Origin of the sequence: Sphingomonas sp. CFBP 13714 (assembly GCF_014842205.1) — a bacterium.
GTDB lineage: Bacteria > Pseudomonadota > Alphaproteobacteria > Sphingomonadales > Sphingomonadaceae > Sphingomonas > Sphingomonas aerolata.
This window is the reverse complement of sequence record NZ_JACYVG010000004.1, coordinates 112,106-136,940: the sequence shown is the minus strand read 5'-3', so window position 1 is coordinate 136,940 and position 24,835 is coordinate 112,106. Positions and strand designations below refer to the sequence as shown.

At 66.0% G+C, this 24,835-nt stretch carries 18 protein-coding genes; 15 read left to right on the top strand and 3 right to left on the bottom strand.

Going from position 1 to position 24,835, the window contains the following annotated elements; genetic code table 11:
* The first annotated feature begins 1 nt into the window (after position 1).
* The 15 genes from IFT54_RS10800 to IFT54_RS10730 all read left to right on the top strand — a co-directional run bounded on the left by IFT54_RS10800 (position 2) and on the right by IFT54_RS10730 (position 21,149).
* On the top strand, positions 2-1,369 hold the full coding sequence (locus tag IFT54_RS10800; RefSeq protein WP_192070637.1) for a pyruvate dehydrogenase complex dihydrolipoamide acetyltransferase: 1,368 nt from the start codon (positions 2-4) through the stop codon (positions 1,367-1,369).
* A 123-nt stretch (positions 1,370-1,492) separates the two neighbouring features.
* A complete protein-coding gene (locus tag IFT54_RS10795; protein ID WP_192070636.1) occupies positions 1,493-1,705 on the top strand; it encodes a hypothetical protein in 213 nt (70 codons plus the stop codon).
* A 44-nt stretch (positions 1,706-1,749) separates the two neighbouring features.
* Positions 1,750-2,091, top strand: coding sequence for an acyl-CoA thioesterase (locus IFT54_RS10790; protein ID WP_042466532.1), 342 nt, complete (start codon positions 1,750-1,752; stop codon positions 2,089-2,091).
* Positions 2,092-2,112: 21 nt separating this feature from the next.
* Positions 2,113-3,507 (top strand): dihydrolipoyl dehydrogenase, encoded by a 1,395-nt coding sequence (gene lpdA, locus IFT54_RS10785; protein WP_192070635.1) that lies wholly within the window; start codon positions 2,113-2,115, stop codon positions 3,505-3,507.
* Positions 3,508-3,708: 201 nt separating this feature from the next.
* On the top strand, positions 3,709-4,230 hold the full coding sequence (locus tag IFT54_RS10780; RefSeq protein ID WP_192070634.1) for a DUF2975 domain-containing protein: 522 nt from the start codon (positions 3,709-3,711) through the stop codon (positions 4,228-4,230).
* Positions 4,230-4,460 (top strand): helix-turn-helix domain-containing protein, encoded by a 231-nt coding sequence (locus tag IFT54_RS10775; RefSeq protein ID WP_037529777.1) that lies wholly within the window; start codon positions 4,230-4,232, stop codon positions 4,458-4,460. Before IFT54_RS10780 ends, IFT54_RS10775 begins: the two co-directional genes overlap by 1 nt.
* A gap of 16 nt (positions 4,461-4,476) precedes the next feature.
* Positions 4,477-5,424: an ABC transporter ATP-binding protein gene (locus tag IFT54_RS10770; RefSeq protein WP_192070633.1), complete on the top strand. Its 948-nt coding sequence runs from the start codon at positions 4,477-4,479 to the stop codon at positions 5,422-5,424.
* The gene (locus tag IFT54_RS10765; protein WP_192070632.1) at positions 5,421-6,920 is read left to right on the top strand and encodes an ABC transporter permease; all 1,500 of its coding nucleotides are present in this window, start codon (positions 5,421-5,423) and stop codon (positions 6,918-6,920) included. Before IFT54_RS10770 ends, IFT54_RS10765 begins: the two co-directional genes overlap by 4 nt.
* Positions 6,921-6,980: 60 nt before the next feature.
* Entirely contained in the window at positions 6,981-9,026 is a 2,046-nt protein-coding gene (locus IFT54_RS10760; protein ID WP_192070803.1) for a M13 family metallopeptidase, read from the top strand.
* A gap of 407 nt (positions 9,027-9,433) precedes the next feature.
* Positions 9,434-12,541, top strand: a complete 3,108-nt coding sequence (locus tag IFT54_RS10755; protein ID WP_192070631.1) for a TonB-dependent receptor — start codon at positions 9,434-9,436, stop codon at positions 12,539-12,541.
* Positions 12,542-12,596: 55 nt separating this feature from the next.
* Positions 12,597-14,147: a tryptophan halogenase family protein gene (locus IFT54_RS10750; protein WP_192070801.1), complete on the top strand. Its 1,551-nt coding sequence runs from the start codon at positions 12,597-12,599 to the stop codon at positions 14,145-14,147.
* Positions 14,144-15,679 carry a tryptophan halogenase family protein gene (locus IFT54_RS10745; RefSeq protein ID WP_342354807.1) on the top strand — a complete coding sequence of 512 codons (1,536 nt, stop codon included), beginning with the start codon at positions 14,144-14,146 and terminating at the stop codon, positions 15,677-15,679. The genes IFT54_RS10750 and IFT54_RS10745 overlap by 4 nt, the downstream gene beginning before the upstream one ends.
* Positions 15,680-15,838: 159 nt before the next feature.
* Positions 15,839-17,389 carry a GH39 family glycosyl hydrolase gene (locus tag IFT54_RS10740; RefSeq protein WP_342354806.1) on the top strand — a complete coding sequence of 517 codons (1,551 nt, stop codon included), beginning with the start codon at positions 15,839-15,841 and terminating at the stop codon, positions 17,387-17,389.
* 21 nt (positions 17,390-17,410) lie between these two features.
* A complete protein-coding gene (locus tag IFT54_RS10735) occupies positions 17,411-18,967 on the top strand; it encodes an alpha-L-fucosidase (protein WP_192070629.1) in 1,557 nt (518 codons plus the stop codon).
* Positions 18,968-19,100: 133 nt separating this feature from the next.
* Complete coding sequence (locus IFT54_RS10730) at positions 19,101-21,149, top strand: beta-galactosidase (protein ID WP_244648847.1); 2,049 nt, start codon at positions 19,101-19,103, stop codon at positions 21,147-21,149.
* Positions 21,150-21,207: 58 nt separating this feature from the next.
* Here the strand turns inward: IFT54_RS10730 and IFT54_RS10725 are convergent, their stop codons facing one another.
* The 3 genes from IFT54_RS10725 to IFT54_RS10715 all read right to left on the bottom strand — a co-directional run bounded on the left by IFT54_RS10725 (position 21,208) and on the right by IFT54_RS10715 (position 24,781).
* Positions 21,208-22,200: an SDR family oxidoreductase gene (locus IFT54_RS10725; RefSeq protein ID WP_056406115.1), complete on the bottom strand. Its 993-nt coding sequence runs from the start codon at positions 22,198-22,200 to the stop codon at positions 21,208-21,210.
* A 107-nt stretch (positions 22,201-22,307) separates the two neighbouring features.
* Positions 22,308-23,237 (bottom strand): AEC family transporter, encoded by a 930-nt coding sequence (locus IFT54_RS10720; protein ID WP_192070627.1) that lies wholly within the window; start codon positions 23,235-23,237, stop codon positions 22,308-22,310.
* On the bottom strand, positions 23,234-24,781 hold the full coding sequence (locus tag IFT54_RS10715) for an FAD/NAD(P)-binding protein (RefSeq protein ID WP_192070626.1): 1,548 nt from the start codon (positions 24,779-24,781) through the stop codon (positions 23,234-23,236). Before IFT54_RS10715 ends, IFT54_RS10720 begins: the two co-directional genes overlap by 4 nt.
* Between the last annotated feature and the right edge of the window lie 54 nt (positions 24,782-24,835).

Genomic DNA, 24,835 nt, shown 5'->3' with positions numbered 1-24,835 from the left:
CATGTCGATCGAGATCAAAATGCCTGCCCTGTCGCCGACCATGGAGGAGGGCACCCTCGCCAAATGGCTGGTGAAGGAAGGCGATACGGTGAAGTCCGGCGACATCATGGCCGAGATCGAGACCGACAAGGCGACGATGGAATTCGAAGCGGTCGACGAAGGCGTGATCGCCAAGATCTTGGTGGCCGAGGCGACCGACAATGTGAAGGTCGGCACCGTCATCGCGATCCTCGCCGAGGAAGGCGAGGATGCGTCCTCGGTGTCCGCGCCGACCAAGAGCGAGACGCCCGTTCCCGCGGCCAAGGAATCGGAGGCCAAGCCCGATCCCAAGGATCCCAACGACACCGGCAGCGAGGCCAAGCCCGTCGCCCGGACCGAGACGTCGGCCGAGGATCATGGTCGTCCCGCCGATGCGGGCGCCGCATCCGAGTCCAAGCCCGAGTCAAAGCCCGCCAGCGGTGACCGCGTGAAGGCGAGCCCGCTCGCCCGCCGCCTCGCCGCCGACAAGGGGATCGACCTTGGTTCGGTGTCGGGGTCGGGGCCGAAGGGTCGCATCGTCAAGGCTGATGTCGACAGCGCGAAGCCCGGGGCGGCACCCGCCGCCGCGACCGAAGCCGCCGCACCGGCCGCCTCCGCTGCCGCGCCAGCACCCGCCGCCAAGCCCGCGGTCGTGCCGGATATCCCGCACGAGGCGACCAAGCTCAGCAACGTACGCAAGACGATCGCGCGCCGCCTGACAGAATCGAAGCAGACCGTTCCGCACATCTACCTGACCGTGGACGTGCGTCTCGACGCGCTGCTCAAGCTGCGCGGCGAGCTGAACAAGAGCCTCGAAGCGCGCGGCGTGAAGCTGTCGGTCAACGATCTGCTGATCAAGGCGCAGGCCGTCGCGCTGATGCAGGTCCCGACCTGCAACGTGATGTTCACGCCCGACCAGCTGATCAGCTTCCAGCGCGCCGACATCTCGGTTGCGGTCAGCACGCCGTCGGGTCTGATCACGCCGATCATCGTCGGGGCAGACACGGCCTCGCTGTCGTCGATCTCGACGCGGATGAAGGACCTTGCTGCCCGCGCCCGCGACGGCAAGCTGAAGCCCGAGGAATATCAGGGCGGTACCGCCTCGATCAGCAACATGGGCATGTTCGGCATCACGCAGTTCGATGCGGTCATCAACCCGCCCCAGGCGATGATCCTCGCGATCGGTGCGGGCGAGAAGCGTCCCTATGTGATCGGCGACGAGCTCACCGTGGCGACCGTCATGTCGGCGACCGGCAGCTTCGATCACCGTGCGATCGACGGCGCGGACGGCGCGCAGTTCATGAAGGCGTTCAAGCATCTGGTTGAGAACCCGCTGGGCATGCTGGCGTAATTCGAAAGACATGGACTCCGCCTCCCCCACGCCGTTCGTGCTGAGCGAAGTCGAAGCACCCCCTGCGCGTGCCCTTCGACTTCGCTCAGGGCGAACGGATGTGGTGGGCGGTGCTGTTTCGTCATGACCAGGACGCTCATCGAGATCCTGCATATCCTCGTCGGGCTCGGCGTCGCGGTCGCGATCACCTGGGCGGCGGCCTGGTCTTATCCGCTCGGGCAGGACGTGATCTGGTGGTGCGGGGCGGCGGCGATGGTCGTGACCGTGATCATGGGAATCGGGCCGCTGCGGCAGGCCCGCATCCGCGACCGACAGACCAGCAGGAGCCACGCGTGACCGACCTGCCCCCCGACAAGGCGCCGACGATTCGCGTCACCGCGATGCCTGCCGATGCGAACCCTTACGGCGACATCTTCGGCGGATGGCTGATGGGGCAGATGGATCTGGCCGCCGGTTCGGTCGCCTCGCGCCGCAGCGGCGGGCGTGCGGTGACCATTGCGGCGGACGCCATGAAATTCCACATGCCCGTCGTCGTCGGCGACGAGGTGTCGGTCTATGCCGAGCTGATCGCGGTCGGTCGCACGTCGATGACGATCGAGGTCGAGGCATGGCGCCGCGCGCGGCACAGCAACGACAGCTGCAAGGTGACACAGGCGCGCTTCATCTTCGTCGCGGTCGGCGACGATCGCAAACCGCGGCCCGTGCCGCCCGCTTCCAACTGATTCACTTGAAGGACTCTCCACGTGGCTGACACCTATGATCTGGTCATCCTTGGTTCGGGCCCCGGCGGCTATGTCGCGGCAATCCGCGCGAGCCAGCTCGGCCTCAAGGTCGCGATCGTCGAGCGCGAGCGCCTGGGCGGCATCTGCCTCAACTGGGGCTGCATCCCGACCAAGGCGCTGCTGCGCACGTCGGAAATCTATCACTACATGCAGAATGCCGAGAGCTATGGTCTGAAGGCGGACAATGTCGGGTTCGACCTCGCCAAGGTCGTCGACCGCAGCCGCAAGGTCGCGGGCCAGCTGAACGCGGGCGTGAAGGGCCTGATGAAGAAGAACAAGGTGACCGTCGTCGAAGGCGTCGGCACCGTGACCGCAAAGGGCAAGCTGAGCGTCAAGCAGGGCGACAAGACCGTCGAGCTCGAAGCCAAGAACATCATCGTCGCCACCGGCGCGCGCGCACGCGACCTGCCGTTCGCCAAGGCCGACGGGAAGACGATCTGGACCTATCGTCACGCGATGGTGCCGACCGAGATGCCGACCAAGCTGCTGGTCATCGGATCGGGCGCGATCGGCGTCGAATTCGCCAGCTTCTACAACGACATGGGCGCCGACGTGACGATCGTCGAGATGCTCCCGCGGATCCTGCCGGTCGAGGACGAGGAAGTTTCCGCGTTCATGGACAAGGCGCTGACCAAGCAGGGCATCAAGCTCCTGACCGGCACCGGCCTCGAAGGCCTGGCGCCATCGGGCAGCGGCGTCACCGCGAAGATCAAGCACAAGGACGGCAAGGTCGTCGAGGAGACGTTCAGCCACGCGATCGTCGCGATCGGCATCGTCCCCAACACTGAGAATATTGGGCTGGAAGCGCTCGGCGTCGAAACCGACCGCGGGCACATCAAGACCGACGGCTATGGCCGCACCAATGTCGACGGCATCTGGGCGATCGGCGACGTCACCGGCGCGCCGTGGCTCGCGCACAAGGCCAGCCATGAGGGCATCATCGCGGTCGAGAAGATCGCGGGCGGGTCGCCGCACCAGATGGACAAGGCCAACATCCCCGGCTGCACCTATTCGCGCCCGCAGGTCGCGAGCGTCGGCATGACCGAGGCTAAGGCCAAGGAAGCCGGGTACGAGCTGCAGGTCGGCAAATTCCCGTTCATTGGCAACGGCAAGGCGATCGCGCTCGGCGAGGCCGAGGGCTTCGTAAAGACGGTGTTCGACGCGAAGACCGGGGAGCTGCTCGGTGCGCACATGGTCGGCGCGGAAGTCACCGAACTGATCCAGGGCTATGTCGTCGCGCGCCAGCTCGAGACGACCGAGGCCGAGCTGATGGAGACGGTGTTCGCGCATCCGACGCTCAGCGAGATGATGCACGAGAGCGTGCTGGGCGCCTACGGCCGCTCGATCCACTACTGAGCCCGACCGCGTGACGTCACCCCCGCTTCGGCGCGGCGGGTGGCGGCACCGTCTACGATGCGGCGCGCGATCAGACCGATCGTGCGCCGTTTTGCCGTCGCCCCGAGACGGTTAGCGTCCCGACCAAATTGGACCAATGAATCGACTTGCCGTTTATCGATAGGACCCATATCGTTTTGCAATATGCAGGCGGGGGCGGCGATGAACAGGGATCGGGTTCTTTGGGGGGCGACGGGGCTGCTTCGGCTGATGCTCGTCCTCAATATCGTCTGCGCCGCGGTGTTCGCGCTGGCATTGCTGCTGTCTTGGCCGATGCAGGACATGTTGAGCGCGCGGCTGGCGCATAAATACGGCGCGCTGCTCGATCTGGACCAGGCGGTGCTGGCGATTCGCATGATGCTGTTCGTCGGCATTGCCGGCGGCGTCGCGCTGCATCCGATCTTCTCGAACCTGCTCCGCATCGTCGCGACGGTCGAGGCGGGGGATCCGTTCGTCGACGACAATGCCACGCGGCTCGCGCGGATTGGCTGGGCGCTGCTGGCGCTGCAATGCCTCGATCTCGCCTTTGGCGGCGTCGTCCGCTGGATTTCGCTGCTCAAGCTCGACGTGACCGGATGGACGCCGTCGCTGGGCGGGTGGATCGCGGTCGTGATGATCTTCGTGCTCGCGCGCGTCTTCCGGATCAGAGCGCGGATGCGCGACGACCTGGCGATGACGGTCTGATGTCGGTCGCGGTCAGCCTGGACGCCATGCTGCATGCGCGGCGGATGACGCTGACCGAGTTGTCGGAGGCGGTCGGCATCACGCTCGCCAATCTGTCGATCCTGAAGACGGGCAAGGCCAAGGCGATCCGCTTCACGACGCTGGAGGCGATTTGCCGCGTGCTCGACTGCCAGCCGGGCGATCTGCTGCGGGTCGTCGACGAGGATGAACGGGGCGAAGACGGAATTTAAACGGGGGGATGGTCCGATGGACGCACTGGTTCTGGACGGGGTGACGAAACGGTTCGGGGAGCGGACCGCGGTCGACGCGCTGAGTTTTGCGGTAAAGCCGGGGGAAATTTTCGGCTTTCTCGGCGGGAATGGCGCGGGCAAGACGACGTCGCTGCGCATGGTGCTCGACATCGTGCGGCCGACGGCGGGACGGATCTCGGTACTCGGCTGTCCGCCCGGGCGCGAGAATGCCGCCGATTTGGGCTTTATGCCCGAGGAGCGCGGACTGTACCGCGGGATGAGCGCGATCGACACCGTCACCTATTTCGGGCGGCTGAAGGGCATGTCGGCGGCCGCGGCGCGCGCGAAGGGCCATGCGCTGCTCGACCGGTTCGGCCTTGCGGCATCGGCCAAGATGCAGATCGACAAGCTGTCCAAGGGCATGGCGCAGAAGGTCCAGCTCGCCGCAACGCTGGTCAACGGCCCGAAGCTGCTGCTGCTCGACGAACCCTTTTCCGGCCTCGACCCGGTGAACCAGGGGCTGCTGGAACATGAGATCCTGGAGGCCGCACGGGGCGGGGCGACCGTCGTGTTCTCGACGCATGTGATGCAGCATGCCGAGCGGCTGTGTGACCGGCTGCTGCTGCTCTCGCAAGGGCGCAAGGTGTTCGAGGGCACGCAGGCGGAGGCCCGCGGGCGGTTGCCGGCACGGCTGACGATCGTCGCGCGCGATACGCCGATGCGGTGTCCCGGCGTCGAGCGCGCGGAGCCCGGCGCGGCCGATGCGCAGGGCTGGCGCGACTATGACGTGACGCTGGCCGAGGGGATCGATCCTGCCGACGTGCTGCAATGCCTGACCGAGCAGGGCGTGACGCTGCGGCGGTTCGACCAGCACCGCGTCAGCCTGCACGACGTCTTTCTCCATCTTGTCGGCACCCCTCCAGCCGGGCTCGCCGACCCGGCTATGGCGGAGCATGCAGCATGACCCACAATATCCTTCTCGTCGCGATGCGCGAGTTCCGACAGATTACGGGCATGCGCAGCTTCTGGCTGACGCTGCTGATCCTGCCGCTGGCGCTGGCGGTCGGGCCGATCGCGAGCCGCCTGACTCAGTCCGAAAAGACCCAGCGCGTCATGCTGATCGATGCCGATGGCCGTGCCGCGGCGGCGATCCGCGCGCGGATCGATACCGAGCACCAGCGCCGGATCCTGACCGCGCTGTCGCGTTACGCGCAGCGCTACGGGCTCGATCGTGCCGTTCCGAGCGCGCTGTGGGCGCAGCATGACCGGTTGTTCGGTGATGCCGATGTCGCGACGTTCGTAAAGGCCGGCGGCCTGCCTGCCGCGCTGGCGGCGATGCGGCCGGCGACGACCTCGGAAACGCCGAAGTTCGACGCGCCCGACGCCGATTTCGTGGTCCTGCCGACGCCGCCCGCCATCGCGCGCGCGGCGCCCGGCGCGCTCGATGCGCAGCTCAAGCCGCTGCTCCAGCCGGGCGAATTCGGCAACAAGACGGCCAAGCCGCTCGACTATGCAGTCTATATCCCACGCGGCTTCGGCGTGCAGACCGCCGATGTGCGTCTCTGGTCGAGCGAGCAACCTGGCGCGAATTTCGTCCAGCCCTTGCAGACCGTGCTCACGCAGGACCTGCGCACCGCCTATCTCGAGTCGACCGGGCTCGCGCGCGATCAGGCGCGCACCGCGACCAGTCTGGTCCCGGCGATCGCGGTTTCGACCCCGGCGCCTGGGGGCGGGCGCGAACGAATGCTGGTGCGATCGGTGGTGCCGTTGCTCAGCGCCTATATCCTGCTGATGTCGCTGCTGTTGTCGGGCAACTGGATCCTGCAGGGGCTGGTCGAGGAGCGCTCGAACAAGCTGATCGAGACGGTACTCGCCTGCATCAGTCCCGACGAGCTGCTCTATGGCAAGCTCGCGGGGACGGTCGCGGTCGGGCTGACGATGGTCCTGGTCTGGGGGCTGTGCGCAACCGGCGCCGCGGTGGCGACGCAGGGGGCGGTCGGCGCGTTCCTGCACGTCGCACTCGCGCCGCTCGCCTCGCCCTGGATCATCCTGGTGATGCTGTATTTCTTCCTCGCAGGCTATCTGATGGTGTCGATGATCCTGCTGGCGATCGGTGCGATGAGCGATTCGATGCGTGATGCGCAGAGCTATCTGACGCCCGTGCTGCTGGTCATCGCGATGCCGTTCACGGTCGTCGCGCAAGGCGTCCTGTCGAACAGCGGCGCGACCGCGATCAAGGTGCTGACCTGGATCCCGATCTACACGCCGTTCACGATGCTCGCGCGGCTCGGCAGCGGGGTTTCGACCATGGAGATCGTCGGCAGCGGCCTCATGCTGGCGGTGTTCATCGGCATTGAGTTCGTCTTGCTCGCGCGTGTGTTTCGCGCCAGCCTGCTCAATGCGGGTCAGAAGCCCAACCTCGCCGCACTGGCCCGGTTGATGCAGCGTACGCCCGCCTGACGCATGCGTACCGTTCATATCATTTCGGGGATCCAACCCCGGTTTTCTGGAGGAGCTATGATGTCGTTCAATCGTATTTCGCGTCTGTCGCTGGGGGTGGCGCTGCTTGCCCTGTCCGCACCTGGGCCGGCCCAGACCGGCGCGCCGGGCGGCGCGCGCTATGGCAGCTTCGGGATCGACCTGACCGCTGCCGACAAGGCGGTGAAGCCGGGTGACGATTTCTGGACGCACGCCAACGGTGCCTGGGACAAGCGTACGGCGATCGCACCGGATCGCACGTCCGCGGGCGGCAGCGTGATACTGGCAGATCAGGCCGAGCAGCAGGTCCGCGCGATCCTCGACGATGCCGCGCGCGATCCCGCTGCGGTCGGCGCCGGGGCCAAGCAGTTCGGCGATCTCTATGCGAGCTTCATGGACGAGGCCGCGATCGAGCGCGCCGGCGCCGCACCGCTCAAGCCCTATTTCGCGAAGATCGACGCCGCCAGCGACAAGCAGAAGCTCCAGACCTTGTTCTCGACGGTCGGCTATGCGTCGCCGGTCGAGGTCGGGCAGCTGCCCGATCCCGCCGATCCGAAGCGCTATGCGGTGGCGGCGGGGCAGGGGTCGCTGGGCATGGGCGGCCGGGATTATTATCTCGAGCAGGGCGCCAAATACGACACCTTCCGCACGGCCTATCGCGCCTATGTCGAGAAGATGCTGACGCTGTCCGGGGTGACGGATGCGTCGGCCAGGGCGGACCGGATCGTCGCGCTCGAAACCGCGATGGCCAAGGTCCAGTGGTCGCCGGTCCAGTCGCGCGACCTGCAGGCGATGCTGAAGCCGATGGACGCGGCGGGCCGCAAGGCGCTGGCGCCCGATTTCGACTGGCCGCTGCTGCTGTCGACCGCGGGCTATGCCCAATTCCCGGTCGTCTACATGACCAACTCGACCGCGCTGACCGAGCTCGGCAAGATCTTTGCCGCGACGCCCGTGTCGACGTGGCAGGACTGGATGAAGTTCCGCCTTGCCTCGGCAAGCGCCGGTGCGCTGCCCAAGGCGTTCGATCAGGCAACGTTCGATTTCTACGGCAAGACGCTGGCCGACCAGCCGGAACAGCGTGCGCGGTGGAAGCGCGGCATCGCGCTGGTCAACGGCACGATGGGTGAGGCCGTCGGCGAAGTCTATGTGAAGCGGCATTACCCGCCCGAGAGCGAAGCGAAGATGGGCGAGCTGATCGCCAACCTGCGCGCGGCGTACAAGGAGCGCATCACCGCGAACAGCTGGATGGATGCCGCGACCAAGACGCAAGCGCTGGCCAAGCTCGCCGCGTTCGATCCGCGGATCGGCCATCCGGTCAAATATATCGACTATTCATCGCTCAACGTCGTCCGGGGCGATCCGGTCGGGAATGCGATGCGTGCGGGCGAATTCCAGCATCAGCTCGACCTCTCGCGGCTCGGCAAGCCCGTCGATCGTACGCTCTGGGGCATGACGCCGCAGACGGTGAACGCCTATTACGACCCGCTCAACAACCAGATCACCTTCCCCGCGGCGATCCTCCAGCCGCCCTATTTCGATCCCAAGGCGGATGCGGCGGTCAATTACGGCGCGATCGGCGCGATCATCGGGCATGAGATGGGGCATGGTTTCGACGACCAGGGCAGCCAGTTCAGTGCGACGGGCAAGTTCGAGAACTGGTGGACGCCGGCCGCTCGCACCGCCTTCACGCAGCGCACCGCCGCGCTGTCGAAGCAGTTTGACGCCTATGAACCGATCCCGGGTGTCCGCGTGAAGGGTGCGTTGACGCTGGGCGAGAATATCGGCGATCTGGGCGGCGTCGAGACTGCCTATGCCGCGTATCAGAAGTACCAGGCGGAGCATGGCAAGGCGCCCGTGATCGGCGGGCTGACCGGCGACCAGCGCTTCTTCCTTGCTTACGCGCAGGCGTGGCAGGCGAAGCTGCGTGAAGGCGCAGCGCGCGCGCGGCTGCTCACCGATCCGCACTCGCCGCCCTTCTACCGCGTCAACGGGATCGTCCGTAACGTCGATGCCTGGTATACGGCGTTCGGGGTCAAGCCCGGTGACGCGCTGTATCTAGCGCCCGGCGACCGCGTCCATATCTGGTAACATCTCGCGGGGCGTGTGGCCTTCCACACGCCCCCTATTTTCTGGCACGCACCACGCGCGACCCGGCCGTGATATCGCTATCCGAGATAGCGCCCGACTGCGACCCGAAGGCCGTTGCACCCGACGAGGCCAGTGGATACGGGACCAGACCAGCCTGACGAGCAGGCGGGCTCTCAGCAACAAAGGTAAGCTCTCGTGTCGCAAAAGTTGGCTCGCAGCTACTGGTTTGCTTAAATTTAACAAAATCAATTTATGATTTGATTGCTTTCGTTTGAGTCTCACATCCTCGCTTTGTCTCTATTGTCTTCTAAATCAGATCAGCCTAACGGCGGTAGCGGTAGCATTCGTTTACAGATGCGCCGTTGCTGATGTGGTGCGTCTGATGCGCTGCGGCATGGGGAGGGGTTATGAAGGCGTTCGTTCTGAATTCGGGGCCACGTGGGCGTGTGGCGATCGCGATGCGGGTCGGTGTGTCGCTTGCGGCGCTGCTGGCAGCAGGCGCGGGCAGCGCTGCATGGGCGCAGGCGGAAACGCAGACCGTGTCGCCCGACACGACCCAGGCTGCGACGCCGGGACAGGAGGTCGGTCAACCCGCGGCCGATGCGACCGGGGACGGTGATATCGTCATCACCGGCCGTCGCGCCGCGCTCGAGGCGGCGGACGAGCGCAAGCGTCGCAGCGAGACGATCGTCGATTCGGTCGTCGCCGATGATGCCGGCAAGCTGCCCGACAACTCGATCACCGAAGTCCTGCAGCGCGTCTCGGGCGTCTCGATCGTCCGCTTTGCCGCACTCGGCGATCCCGACCATTATTCGGTGCAGGGATCGGGTGTGCAGGTCCGTGGCCTGACGGGCGTCGCGTCGCGGCTGAACGGCCGCGAGATCTTCAGCGCGAACAATGGTCGCGCGATCCTGTGGAGCGACGTCACGCCCGAACTGATGGCGGCGGTCGACGTCTACAAGGCATCGACGGCCGACCTGATCGAGGGCGGCACCGGCGGCCAGATCGACCTGCGCACCAAGATGCCGTTCGACTTCAACGGCAAGTTCCACATTGCTGGCACCGGCGAACTCGCGCTCGGCGACATGGCGAACAAGGCGGATCCGTCGGGGTCGGTGCTGATCACCGATTCGTTCGATACGCCGATCGGCCGGATCGGCCTGCTCGGCGACGTCGCGTTCAGCCAGTTCAGCTCGCTGTCGCAGTTCATCCGCGTCAGCCCGTATTTCAAGACCAAGCTTAGCGATGGCAACGAGCGGTACGTCCCCAGCGGCTTCGCCTATGGCGACGAGGCGTTCCAGTACAAGCGTTACGGCATCTATGGCGCGGCACAGTGGCAGCCGGCCGAATCGCTGACCTTCACCGGCAGCTTCTTCCAGTCGCGGTACAAGAGCCAGTCGAGCGATTACGGCACGCAGCTGGATTCGCAGACGCTGGCGGTCGATCCGGCAAGCAGCTCGTTCGACAGCAACGGCCTGCTCACCAAGACGAGCGCGCTGTTCAACCGCGACACGGCGACGTTTGCCCCCACGGGTGGGTCGGTCAACAGCAGCGGCAACAAGGGGTTCGTCGAGAGCAACACGCGGACACGCGATTATTCGCTGTCGTTCGTCTGGGCGCCCACAGACAGCCATGTGTCGCTGAAGGGATCGCTGCAGCGCGTCGATTCGCGCCAGGTCTATGATCGTCTCGACATCTTCCGCGACGTCGGCTTCGGCCAGAGCTTCGGCATGGACCTGACGGGCGACCTGCCGCAGATCACCGTCAGTCCTGCGACGCAGGCGTCGTTCGCCGATCCGGCCAATTATTTCTGGACGGCGTCGATGCCGCACAACGAACGGAACAAGGGGCGGCTCGATTCGGGGCAGCTCGATGCCGAATATACGTTCGACAACAGCTTCTTCCGGTCGGTCAAGGTCGGCGGCCGCTATGCCAAGCGGACCGAGCGCGATCTGTCGAACGGCTATAACTGGACCGCGCTGGGTCGCGGCTGGAACGGCGATCCGCAGCTGACCTATGCCAATGCAGCGTCGGGCGACGTCGCCAGCCACGCATTCAAGGACTTCTTCCGCGGCAACACGTCGCTGCCAGGCAACCTGATGTTCGCATCGGAGGATTTGGCGTCGCGGTTCAATGAAAATCGTACCGGACTGGTGACGGCACCGCCTGCCGGCTTCTGCACCGGCAATGAATTCAACTGCTCGGTTGCGGGGCAGCTCCCGGTCACCGGCTATGGCGGGCAGTTCAACCCGGACGGCACGCTGGCGATCCGGCCTGTCGGGTTCGTCCTGCCGGGCGATCAGGTGAATAACCGTACCGAGAATATCGCGGGCTATGCACTGCTCCGCTTCGGGCCCGAGGAAGGCGCACGCGGCATTTCCGGTAACGTCGGCGTGCGTGTCGTGCATATCGAGAATGAAGGCAGCGGGTTCATCCAGCAGAATGGCGGGACCGTCTTCATCCGCGACGGCGCGCAGGTGACGCTGGCGAACACGTTCCTCGCCCGCGGCGGCAAGGCGGACTTCACGCGCGTGCTGCCGTCGATCAATCTCGAATATTCGCCGACCGACCGGATCAAGGTCCGCGGCGGGTACAACATCACGATGGATCTGCCGAGCTTCAACGCGCTGCGTGCGTCGGGTTCGATCGGCGTGGCAACGACCCCCAGCCAGACGCCCGGCGGGATCGGCACGTTCAACAACTTCACCGCGGACACGGGCAATCCGTTGCTGAAGCCGACGCTGTCGAACAATGTCGACCTCTCGCTCGAATATTACGGGCGGGCGGGCACGTCGTTCCATCTGGCCCCGTTCTACAAACGGCTGACCAACCTGCCGATCTATGCGCTGACCAGCCGGCAGGTCACGATCCAGTTCACCGACGGTACGACCGAGAATGTGGCGGCATCGGCCACCGACTACGTCAACTCGACCAAGGCGGCGACCGTCAAGGGCGTCGAGGCCGGTGGCCGCTTCTTCCTCGACATGCTGCCCGGCGCGCTTGCCGGGATCGGGTTCGAGGGCAATTACACGTTCATCAAGAGCAGCAATCCGGGCGACGTCTACCGCGACATCACCGGTGCCGCTCGCAACGATGCGCCGCTGGTGGGTCTGTCGAAGCATAATCTGAACGCGACACTGTTGTACGAGCGCAATCCGATCTCGTTGCGCGTCGCCTATTCCTGGCGCTCGCGCTATCTGCTGTCGACGAACAGCAACGGCACGAACGGCACCTATACCTATTATAGCGCGCCGGGTGTCGTGACCAATCAGGATGGCGGCCTCGATGCGTCGACGCAGATCGCGTTGCCGATCTATGGCGGCAATTATGGCTCGGTCGATGCGGGTGTGCGGTTCAAGGTGAACGACCAGTTCTCGTTCGGCGTGCAGGGGACCAACCTGACCGCCGCGACGCAGCGGACGCTGATGGGTGGGTATCCCGGCGGCAAGCTGGTCGGGCGCAGCTGGTTCCAGGCCGATCGCCGTATCAGCACTGGCATAAACCTCGCCTTCTGACGATGATGCGTCCCCTGTCGACGCGCTGTCGGCAGGGGACGGAGCGGAGCGCGTGATGCGGAAGAGGATCCTGATCGTTGGCGGCGGTACCGCCGGCTGGCTGACCGCGGGCTATCTGGCGAAACGGCTCGGCGCCGATCTGGCGGGCGGGGTCTCGATCACGCTGGTCGAATCGCAGGACATCGGCATCCTCGGCGTGGGCGAAGGGACCTTCCCGACGATCCGGCGGACGTTGGCGACGATCGGCATCGACGAGGCCGAGCTGATCCGGCGATGCGGCGCGACGTTCAAGCAGGGGGCGAAGTTCGTCCACTGGCGTCACGCCCCCGGGCAGGGCCGCACCGATCATTATTCGCACCCGTTCCAGGTCGCCGATGCGAGCGACGGTCTCGACCTGCTGCCCTATTGGCTGCTGGGGCATGGCGGCGCGGAAAATTGGGACGAGGTCTCCAATCCGCAGAAAAAGGCCGCGGACGCGATGCGCGCGCCCAAGCTGGCAACCAACCCCGATTATGTCGGGCCGCTCAACTACGCGTTTCATTTCGATGCGGTGGCGCTCGCCGGGCTGTTGCGCGAGCATGCGGTCAGGAACGGTGTCCGGCATCTGACCGACACCGTGTCCGAGGTGCTGCTCGCGGAAGATGGTGCGATCGGCGGGGTGCGCACCGAGCGGAACGGGATGCTCGACGCGGATCTCTATATCGATTGCACAGGCTTTCGTGCCGAACTGATCGGCAAGGCGATGAAGGTGCCGTTCCGGTCGTGCCGCGATGTGCTGTTCTGCAACCGCGCGATCGCTGCGCAGCGGCCCTATGCAAAGCCCGGCGATCCGATCGCGTCCTATACGATTTCGACCGCGCAGGAGTCGGGCTGGATCTGGGACATCGGGCTCGATCGCAGGCGTGGCATCGGGCATGTCTACTCGTCCGACCATAGCGACGACGAGACTGCCGAGCGCGTGTTGCGCGGCTATCTGGGCGCGGGCGGCGACGAGGCCGAGGTGCGCCACTTTAAGTTCGATGCGGGGTACCGCGAGGTCAACTGGGTCAAGAATTGCGTCGCGGTCGGGCTGTCGAGCGGGTTTTTCGAGCCGCTCGAGGCGACGGGGATCGCGTTTGCCGAAGTCTCGGCGGGGATGATCGCGAACCTGTTCCCCTGGGGCGGCGATTACGAGACGTCGGCGCGCCAGTTCAACGCCAACATGCTGCGCCGCTACGAGCGCGCGCTCGATTTCATCAAGCTGCATTACTGCATCTCGGAACGGCGCGACACGGCGTTCTGGCGCGACAATGTGGCCGACGCTTCGGTCCCCGACAGCCTGCTCGAGCTGCTCGACCGGTGGCGGTTCCGGCCGCCCAACGAGCTCGACATCGACGGGCAGGTCGACATCTTCACCGATGCGAGCTGGCAATATGTCCTGTACGGCATGGGCTGGAAGACCGACCTGAGCGCAAAGGCCGGCGCGCTGCGCTATGCCGAGGATGCGCGGCGTGCGTTTGCCGAGGTCCGGCGTCAGGCCGACTATGCGGTCCGCAACCTGCCGTCGAACCGAGATCTGGTCACCTATGCGCAGCACCATCATTTCGGTGCGCGAGCGGCGGCGTGACGGATCCCGGCCCGGCCCGCATCACCCGGATCGTCATCGTCGGCGGGGGGACGGCGGGGTGGATGGCCGCCGCCGCGATGGCGCGGCTGGTCGAGAGCGGCGTCGCGGTGACGTTGGTCGAATCCGAGGAGATCGGCACGGTCGGGGTGGGCGAGGCGACGATCCCCTCGCTGCTCGACTATAACCGGATGCTCGGCATCGACGAGGACGACTTCGTCCGCGCGACGGGGGCGACGTTCAAGCTGGGCATCGAGTTTCGCGACTGGGGGCGGCTGGGCGACGCGTATTTCCACCCGTTCGGCACGCATGGCCGCGACGTCGAGGGGGTGGCCTTCCATCAACTCTGGCTGCGTCAGGCCCGGCTTGGGCGAGCCGACATGCCGGGGCCTATCGGCGACTATTGCCTGTCGGCCGTGGCGGCGCGCAACGGGCGTTTCACGCGACCGTCGGCCAATCCGCAATCGGTCCTGTCGACGCTGTCCTATGCCTTCCACTTCGATGCCGCGCTCTATGCCAGATATCTGCGCGACCGTGCCGAGGCCGCGGGGGTGGTGCGGATCGAGGGGCGCGTGGCGGCAGTCGATCGGCATGCCGGGACCGGCTTTATCGAGGCGGTCCGGCTCGCGGACGGGCGCGCGATCAACGGGGACCTGTTCATCGATTGCAGCGGGTTTCGATCGCTGCTGCTCGGCGACGCGATGGACGTCGGGTTTACGAGCTGGCAGCACTGGCTGCCCTGCGATCGCGCCTGGGCGGTGCCGAGTGCGCCCCGCGACGCGCCGGCGCCGCATACGCGCGCGACCGCGGAAGCAGCCGGCTGGCGCTGGCGGATCCCGCTCCAGCACCGCGTCGGCAACGGCCATGTCTATGCGAGCGACCATGTCGACGACGAGACCGCGCTGCGCGTGCTGCTGAGCGGACTGGACGGCCCGCCGCTCGCCGATCCGCGCCAGTTGCGGTTCGTCGCGGGGCGGCGCGACCGGCTGTGGGAGCGCAATTGCGTCGCGATCGGGCTGGCCGGCGGCTTTCTCGAGCCGCTGGAATCGACGAGCATCCATTTGATCCAGTCGGGTATCGCGCGGCTGATGAGCCTGTTCCCCGATACGGGTTTCAGCGCGGTGGAGATCGCCGAATATAACCGGCAGATGCTCCGGGAGTATGATCAGGTCCGCGACTTCATCATCCTTCACTACCATGCGACGACGCGGACGGATTCGGCGTTCTGGCGGCATTGCCAGAGCATGACGCTGCCGCCGTCGCTGCAGGCCAAGCTTGATCTCTGGGCGGGCCGGGCGCGGATCTTCCGCGAGCAGGGCGAATTGTTCACGCCCGACAGCTGGATCGCGGTCCTGCTCGGGCAGGGCATCTGGCCGGCGTCGGTCGATCCGCTGACCGCGGGGCTACCGGTGGCGGAGAGCGCCATGTTCCTCGACCATGTGCGGGAGATGGTCGCCAAGACCGCCGAGGCGATGCCGCGCCACGCTGACTTCATCGCCCGGCATTGTGCGGCACCGCTGCGGACCGCGGCATGATACGATCGGCACGTATCGGCGACCGCTAAAAAGCTTATTTGTCGGACAAAGCTTGCCCTTCCGCCTGATCGCGCTACCATCGGGGCAATTCGTATAAGAACGGGAGCGGGTATGCGGTGGGCGTCGAGCGCGGGAATGGCTGCGTCAATAGTCGTAGCGTTGGGCACTCTGCCGGCTGCAGCGGCCCCCGCTGCCCGTGGGGGCGAACGGCGCGTCGTCATCGATGCCGCCAAGGCCGCAGGCCCGGTCGATCGATCCTTCGACCTGTCGATCGGCTCGGATTTCCCGGGCACGCTGATCCGCAGCGACAGCCAGGCGCAGCTCAAGACCGCGGTCGACGAGCTTGGTTTCCGCTACATCCGTTTCCACGACATCTTCCACGACGTCCTCGGCACGGTACGCAAGACCGATGCGGGGATCGTCTATGACTGGACGAAGATCGACCAGCTCTATGATGCACTGCTCGCCAAGAAGATCCGGCCCTTCGTCGAGCTCGGTTTCACGCCCAATGCGATGCGGACGTCGGAGCAGACGATCTTCTACTGGAAGGGCAATACCTCGCATCCCGATCCGGCTTTGTGGCGTGGGCTGATCGATGCCTATGTCCGCCATGTTCGGCAGCGTTATGGCGCCGACGAGGTTCGCCGCTGGTATTTCGAGGTCTGGAACGAGCCCAATCTCGACGGCTTCTGGGAAAAGGCCGATCAGAAGGCGTATTTCGATCTCTATGCGGACACCGCGCGGACGATCAAGGCGATCGATCTGGCGTTGCGGGTCGGTGGGCCATCGACCGCGGGCGCGGCCTGGGTGCCCGAGCTGCTCGCCTTTACGAAGCGGAACGCCGTGCCGATCGATTTCGTGACGACGCACACCTATGGCGTCGAGGGCGGATTCCTCGACGAGGAGGGCAAGCAGGACACCAAGCTGTCGGCGTCGCCCGACGCGGTGGTCGGCGACGTGCGCCGCGTTCGCGAGCAGATCGAGGCGTCGGCCTATCCGGGGCTGCCGCTCTACTTCACCGAATGGAGCACGAGCTACACGCCGCGCGACTTCGTCCATGACAGCTATATCAGCGCGCCGTACATCCTGACTAAGCTGAAGCAGTCGCGGGCCTATGCGCAGGGCATGAGCTACTGGACCTATACCGACCTGTTCGAGGAGCCGGGCCCGCCGCCAACGCCCTTCCATGGCGGGTTCGGGTTGATGAACCGCGAAGGTATCCGCAAGCCGGCCTGGTTCGCGTATAAATATCTGAACGCGCTGAAGGGCCGCGCGATACCCGTGGCGGATGACACGGTGCTCGCCGCCGCCGATGGTCAGCGGATCGCGGCCGTGGTCTGGGACTGGCAACAGCCGGTCCAGACGCTGAGCAACAAGCCCTTCTACACGCGGCAGGTGCCCGCGGTCGCGGCCCGGCCGATCGCCCTGACCTTCGATCACGTGCCCGCGGGGACGTACCGGCTGACCATCCGCCGGACCGGCTATCGCCGGAACGACCCGCTCTCGCTCTATATCGACATGGGCATGCCCGCGTCGCTCGATGCCGCGCAGCGCAAGGGGCTCGAGCAGGCGACGCAGGACCTGCCCGAACAGGCGCGGACCGTCCGGGTCGGTCGCAGCGGATCGACGCGCGTCACGGTGCCGATGCGCAGCAACGACATCGCGCTCGTCACGCTGGAACCCGCAGGCACCGCGGGCATCGAACGATAATCGGGCAAAAGGGGAAAAGACATGGCCGGATTTAGCAAGCGCGATGTGCTGACCGCACCGCTGCTCGGCGCGCTGGGGGTCGGCGCGGCGCGGCTGGGGGCTGCGGCGGCTCCAGCAGGCGCAGCACGCGGCGGCCCGGCAATCCCCGCGGGACGGTTCGATGCGTCGGTCGCCTCGCTCAAGACCTATCAGACGCCCGACTGGTTTCGTGACGCGAAGTTCGGGATCTGGGCGCATTGGGGCCCGCAGGCCGTACCCCGCCAAGGCGACTGGTACGCCCGCTTCATGTATGTCCCCGGCCACCCGCATTACGAGCATCATCTCAAGACCTACGGCCATCCGTCGGAGCACGGCTATAAGGACCTGCTGCCGTTATGGACCGCGGACCGGTTCGATCCGGACGCGCTGATGGACAAATATGCCGCCGCGGGCGCCAAATACTTCGTCTCGATGGCGGTGCATCACGACAATTTCGACCTCTGGCGTTCCAAGCATCAGCGCTGGAATGCGGTGGCGATGGGGCCGAAGCGCGACGTGGTGGGGGAATGGAAGGCCGCGGCCACCCGGCGCGGGTTGCGCTTCGGCGTGTCCGAACATCTCGCTGCGAGCTATACCTGGTGGTATCCGAACCAGATGTACGATCAGTTCTGGCCGAAGCTCGGGCTGGACTATGACGGTGCCGATCCCGCCAACGCGGATCTCTATCACGGCAATCGTAACGAGCCCTACCGCAACACGCCGGCCTCCTGGTACACCACGAACGCCGCCTATCAGCGGCACTGGTTCGACCGGATCGTCGATCTGGTCGACAACTATCAGCCCGACCTGCTCTACTCGGATGGCGGGCTGCCGTTCGGGGCCGTAGGCCGCGCCCTTGTCGCGCATCTCTACAATGGCAGCATCGCGCGGCGCGGCCGGCTCGACGCGGTCTATACCTGCAAGAATTCGGGGTCGGGGGAATTCCATCGCGAGGCGTCGGTCGAGGATGTCGAGCGCGGGGTGCTCAAGGGCATCAACGCGCTGCCGTGGCAGACCGATACGTCGAATGGCGACTGGTTCTTCAATGACCGCCACCCCTACAAGACGACCAGCCAGATCGTCACGATGCTCGCCGATATTGTGAGCAAGAACGGCAACATGTTGCTCAACGTCGTGATGTACCCCGATGGCAGCCTGCCGCCGGAGTCGGAGACGTTGCTCGCCGAACTGGCGCCGTGGATGGCGGTCAACGCGCCGGCGATCCACGGCACGCGGCCCTGGAAGATCTTCGGAGAGGGGCCGACCGAAACCGCCGCGGGCATGTTCTCGGAAAAAGCGGATTACACGCCGCGCGATATCCGGTTCACGACCAAGAAGGACCAGCTGTTCGCGATCACGCTCGGCGAGCCTGCGGGGACCGTGGCGATCGCCGCGCTGGCGCTTGGCAATCCGAACGAGCCGCGCGCGGTGCGGGCGGTCCGCCTGCTGGGCCATCGCGGGCCGATCCGCTTTCGTCAGACCGGACAGGCGTTGGAGATCGACGTGCCCGCGACACTCCCGACCCGCCACGCCAGCGCGTTCCGGATCGACTTTGCCTGAGCGTGAGGTCCCCGCGTCACCGATCCACGCATTCGCCAGCTTGGCGCAGTACCGGCGCCCCCCGACGGTGGGCAACGCTTCGATAAGGACGACCATCTCCATGCTACGCCGCCGCGCGCAATCCATTGCCCTGATGTTGACCCTTGCAACGGCCGCGCCGGCGCTGCTCGCGGTCCCCGCGGGTGCGCAGAGCGCCGCCGGCCATCCCGGCTGGCCCGGCAAGGGGCAGCTGTTTGTCGGCACCTGTTATCAGCCCGTCGACCGCAGCCCGGCGCAGATCACCAGCGATATCGCGGTGATGAAAGCGGCCGGGTTCAACATGGTCCGGATGGGGGATCTGGCCTGGGACTATTTCGAACCCGAAGAGGGGCGGTTCACCTTCGAGCGCTTCGACGATGTGCTGCGTCAGATGCAGGCGGCGGGCATCCGGGTCATCGTCGACATTCCGGGCCAGCCGGCACCGATCTGGCTGCACAAGCGCTATCCCGGTGTCGACATCGTCACGCAGGACGGGGTGCGGGTCAACGCCGCCTCGCGCTACTGGGACAATATCAGCGACCCCGATTATCGCCGCCTCGCCGGTCGGCTCGCCGAGCGGATGATGCAGCGTTATGCCAAGCATCCCGCGGTGATCGCGCTGGGCTATGACAATGAGATCGGCAATGGCCAGATGTCCTATTCGGCGGCGGACCGGGATCGGTTCGTCGTCTGGCTGAAGCAGAAATACGGGACGGTCGACGCGCTCAACACCGCATGGGCGACGCAGCGCTGGTCCCGCCGGATCGGCGACTGGGATCAGGTCGACCTTCCCTATGGCCGGGGTCCGGGGCCCAATGAGCGCTATCTCGACCTGCGCCGCTTCTGGTCGGACGACACGATCGGCGCGCTGAAGGACCTCGAATCCATCCGCAAGCGCTTTGCCCCGAACCTGCCTGTCGCGTCGAACTTCTGGCCGACGGCAGGGACCAAGGGGTTCGATTATCTCCGGTCCTGGGAAGATGTCTCGACCTATGGCGCGCAGGGATTTTATCCCGGCGACCCGCTCGGTGCGGGGTTTGAGGTCATGATGAACCGGGCCGGGCACCAGACGCCGGTCTGGTTTAACGAGTTCACCGCGGGTGGCGGGGGCTATTACGGCACGCCTGGGCGGTCGCGGATGTGGGCGTATTTCGGGCTGCTGCATTATGCACAGACGGTCCTCGCCTGGACCTTCAATTCTCATCTCGGCGGAGAGGAGCAGGCCTTGTTCGGGCTGGTCGACCATGACGACCGGCCGTCGTGGAAGGTCGGCGAATTCGCGCAGATCGCGCGCGAGTTCCGCCAGCTCCAGACGATGGGTTTCCCCCGCTACGACCCGCCGCAGGTCGCGGTGCATTATTCGTTCGACACGATGTGGCTGACCAGCCCGCCGCCGGGGCCGAACACCACGCCCGAATATTTCAAGACCGACTACACCACCGCGGTAAAGGCGGCCTTTGCGCCGCTCTACCGCGACAATATCGATGCGGCGGTGATCGACATCGGCCACGACCCGATCGACGCCTATAAGCTCGTCATCGTGTCGAGCGCGTATCTGGTCGATACGAAGATCGCGGCGGCGCTTCGCGGTTACGTCGAGCGGGGCGGTACGGTGGTCATGACGGGCTATTCGGCGAAGGTGGACGCGACCGGGAAATGGTTCGGCACGCCGTTGCCGGGCGGCATGACCGACGTGTTCGGGCTGTGGACCAACGCCTTCTACCGATCCGAACAGCCGCTCCGCGTCCGCTTCGAGGGCCGCGAACTCAGCGGTACGGACCCCTATTACGAGGTGCTCGAGCCGAGCACGGCAAAGGTCCTCGCGCGGTTCGAAAACACGCCCGACAAGAGCCCGGCGATCACCGTCAACACATTCGGCAAGGGGCAGGCGATCTATCTCGCGACCGCGGCGCAACCGGGGTTGATCGATCCGCTGATTCGGTCGCTCTACGCCCAGCTGAAGATCCGGACGGGGCCGGCAACTCCCGACGGGGTGGTCGCGCGCACGGTCGAAGGACGGACGCTCTACGTCAATACGACGTCCGGTGCGCTGAGCGTGGCGATGCCCGGCGCGAAGTCGGGTACGGCCCGCGACGTTCTGACGGGACGCAAGCTGCCCGGCGCGCTCGACCTCGCGGGCTATGGCGTCGCCCTGGTCGAGTAAGGGGCGTCGCGCTGGGGGCTCGAGGCTGATGCTTCGAGCCCCAGCGCGACAACACTCGTCAGGCGGGCTGGCCATTGCCGCCGGTCGACCCGAAGATCTGCCCGGTCGAATAGCTGAGCGACGGATCAGCCGCTGCGACATAGAGCGCGGCGATTTCAGCCGGCTGGCCCGCACGCGCCATGGGCGAATCGCCGCCGAAGCTGCGCAGTTTTTCAGGCGTAGCGCCGCCGCTGACCTGCAACGGTGTCCAGAACGGGCCCGGCGCGACCGCATTGACGCGGATCCCGCGGCTGGCGACCTGCTTTGCCATGCTCTTGGTGAAGTTCAGCACCGCCGCGCGGGTGAGTGCATAATCGACGATGTCGGGCGACGGGTTGCCGGCCTGCTCCGAAGAGGTGTTCACGATCACCGCGCCTGCACCCATCCGCTCGAGCGCGGCCTTGGTCAGCCAGAACGGCGCATAGACGTTGGTCTTCATCGTATCGTCGAAATCCTGGCTCGAGATATCGGCGATGCCCGGGCGGGTCTGCTGGCGCGCGGCATTGTTGACGAGGATGTCGAGCCCGCCAAGCTGTTCGGCGGCCTGTTGCACCAGCTTGCGGCAGAAGCGTTCGTCGCGCAGGTCGCCGGGAATCGCGACGGCCTTGCGTCCCTCCGCCCGGATCAGCGCGACGACTTCGCGCGCGTCGGGTTCTTCGGCCGGCAGGTAGTTGATTGCGACGTCCGCGCCCTCGCGCGCATAGGCGATCGCCGCGGCACGCCCGATCCCGCTATCGCCGCCGGTGATCAGCGCCCGCTTGCCGGTCAGCTTTCCCGACCCCTTGTAGCTCGTCTCGCCATGATCGGGCCGCGGCGTCATCTTCGACGCGAGACCCGGCCAGGGCTGACGCTGGACGGGATAGGGCGGCTTTGGATAGGCCGCAGCGGCCGGCGTCGGTGCCGCGGCGGGCTTGCCCCCACCCTGAGCCGCAGCGGCAACGGTGGTCGCGGCGAGCGCGCCAGCGGTGACGGCGGCGCCCGACACGAAGGTGCGGCGTGTTGGATCGGTCATGGTTCAGCTCCCGGGATGCGTGACATCCAAAGCGCCAACCGACTGTGTCTGTTCCGGATCCTACCGAGATTGTTTCAGGGGGCGGACCGCGGTGCTTTGCGCAATTCTTAAGTCGGTATCGCCGAGTGAAACACGCCGACGACCAGCAACACGAGCACTAGCGAGACGGCGCTCGACAGTGCGACGAGGACGGCAGCGGCCTTGCGGTTCGTGTCGAGCAGGGTTGCGAACAGCGTGACGTTGCTCGCGATCGGGAACAGCGCGATCAGCCCGACGATGACGCGGTCGCGGGGTTCGAGGATGCCGATGAACGCGGCCTCGAGCGCAAGTGCGGTGGCGATCAGCACGAGTCCGCTGGCCTGCCTGACGCCGAGGATCCGCGTCATCAGGCGGGGCCGCCAGTCGTCGCGGCCGGTCTCGGCGAGGTTGAGGCCGATGACCGCCATGCCGAGAACCGACACCAGCGTACCGGCGACCGACAGGATCGGTGACGCCGCCTCGGGCATCGTGACACCCGCCGACTTTGCAATGATCGCGCCGACGATCACATAGACGACGGGCACGCGCAGCGCCTTGGTCGCGGCCTTGCGCGTACCCTCCTTGGTCCGCGCAATCAGGAAATAGCCGATCGTGTCGCCGTACAGCGCGCTGCCGATATAGGCGCAGATCACCGTCGAGACGCCGACCTCGCCGAACAGCGCCTGGCTGACCGGCACGCCGAAGAATGCGACGTTGAAGAACGAGAAGGAGGCAGACAGCAATTTGGGATCGAAATCGTCGCCAAGCCGGTTGGCCAACCGGTGGGCAGGGATGCTCATCAGCGCGGCGACCGCGAACATCAGCGGGGGGATCACCAGCAACTGCTGCGTTTCCGCGCCGAGCACCTTGTCGATGACCAGCAACGGGATGAGGCCGAAGACGAGGATGGTCGAGAACAGCTTCGCCGCCCAGGGCACACGCGCCCCGACGCCCCAGGCGAGCAGGATCACGCCATAAAGCGGCAGCAGTGCCACCGCGATGTTGCCGAGCGCGCTCATTGCTGGCGCAGGATATCGTCGATGGCGCGGCCCGCGCACTCGACATTGAACCAGACCGCGTTGGTGTCGCGCAACTCGCCGTTGAGCAACTGGCCGAGCGCGTAGACGCGTGGTGCGTCTCGGCTCGCGGAGATGATCCGGCAGGTCGCGCGGTGGGCGATGGCACCGCCGACCGGGTGTGGTTGCAGCCAGTCCTTGGCGAGCAGATCCTTGACGAGCGCTTCCTTCATCTCGGCGAGGGTGGTCGCCTGGCCGGTGGCGTTGACGACGACCGGCGTCTCGAGCGTGTCGCCCGTCGTGAACCGGACGACGAAGCCGGTGCCGGTCGGGCTAGCGACGGTTTCATCGACCCGCCCGCGGACGCTGAGCTGCCCGCGCGTCATCGCCTCGGCGAGGCGCCGCGCGTTCACCATCGGCGTGACGAACCGCGCCGCGGCGAAATGCGGCGCCAGCCATTGTCCGAACCGTTTCTGGTCGGCGGGTCGCAACAGGTTCCAGATCGCGGTCGAATCATGGCGGGCGGCGGTCAAGATGCGCTGGAACGGTTCGTCGCCGGCGTCAGCCGCGGCGATGTCGTGGAGCAGGGCGGCTTGGGCGTCACCGTCGGCGCGATCCTCGGCCTGCCAGTCGATCGTCCGTCCCGCGGCAGTCTCGGCCTCGATGCGGAAGAGGCGGAACAGGTCCATGACCGAGAAGGCGGCGCCGCGTTCGCGGATATGCCGGTGGACGTTTTTAAGCGTGAGATGCTGACGGTCATACCCCGTCTCGGGTGCGGGAATTTCGACCCGCGGCAGCAGGCCTTCCTTCGAAATCAGGTGGATATGTCCGCGGTGCTCTTCATCGAGCAGCGTCATCACCGCGTCGATCGCGCTGAGACCGCTGCCGAGGATGACGACGGACTGATCGCTGTCGATCCCCCTGATCATGCGATCGGCGGGGTAGGGCGAGTCGAAATAGCCGGGTTTGCCGTTCAGGGTGCCGAACCGGTCGGGATCGGGCGTGCCGATCGTCAGTAGCACAACGTCCGTCGCGATCGTCGATCCGTCCGAGAACGCGACGGTCGCCGCATCATGGTCGCCCTCGATGCTGACGGCTTCCTGATGGTGAATACGAACGTCGATCCTCGCGCGCCGGGCCTGGTCGAGCGCCTGGTCGAGGACCTCCTGCATGTAGAGGCGATATTCCCGGCGCTCGGGATATTCGACGCCATCGGGGTCGAGCGGAGTCCCGGCTGCCGCGCGCCGCGCCTCGAGCCAGGTCCGGAAATGACCCGGCTCGCGGTCATAGAGCCCCATGAGACGGGATTCGGTATTCAGACGATGCCCCGGCTGTTCCGTGCCGAACGCCAGGCCGCGCGCAAGCTCGTCGTCCCGCTCGACCAGATGGATGACCCATCCGTCGCCCGGATCATAGCATAGTCGCGTGACGGCTTCGGCGAAGGCGGCGACGCCACAGGCCCCCATGCCGATAATAGTCAATGTTTTCGGCATGATATCCCATTCGCTGACGAACGGCGACAACGCGCGGGCGCTATATGGTGCCACGGCCGAGATGAAAATTTTGTCATGTCGGCGGCGCCTCGTTCCGGCGGTGGTTCG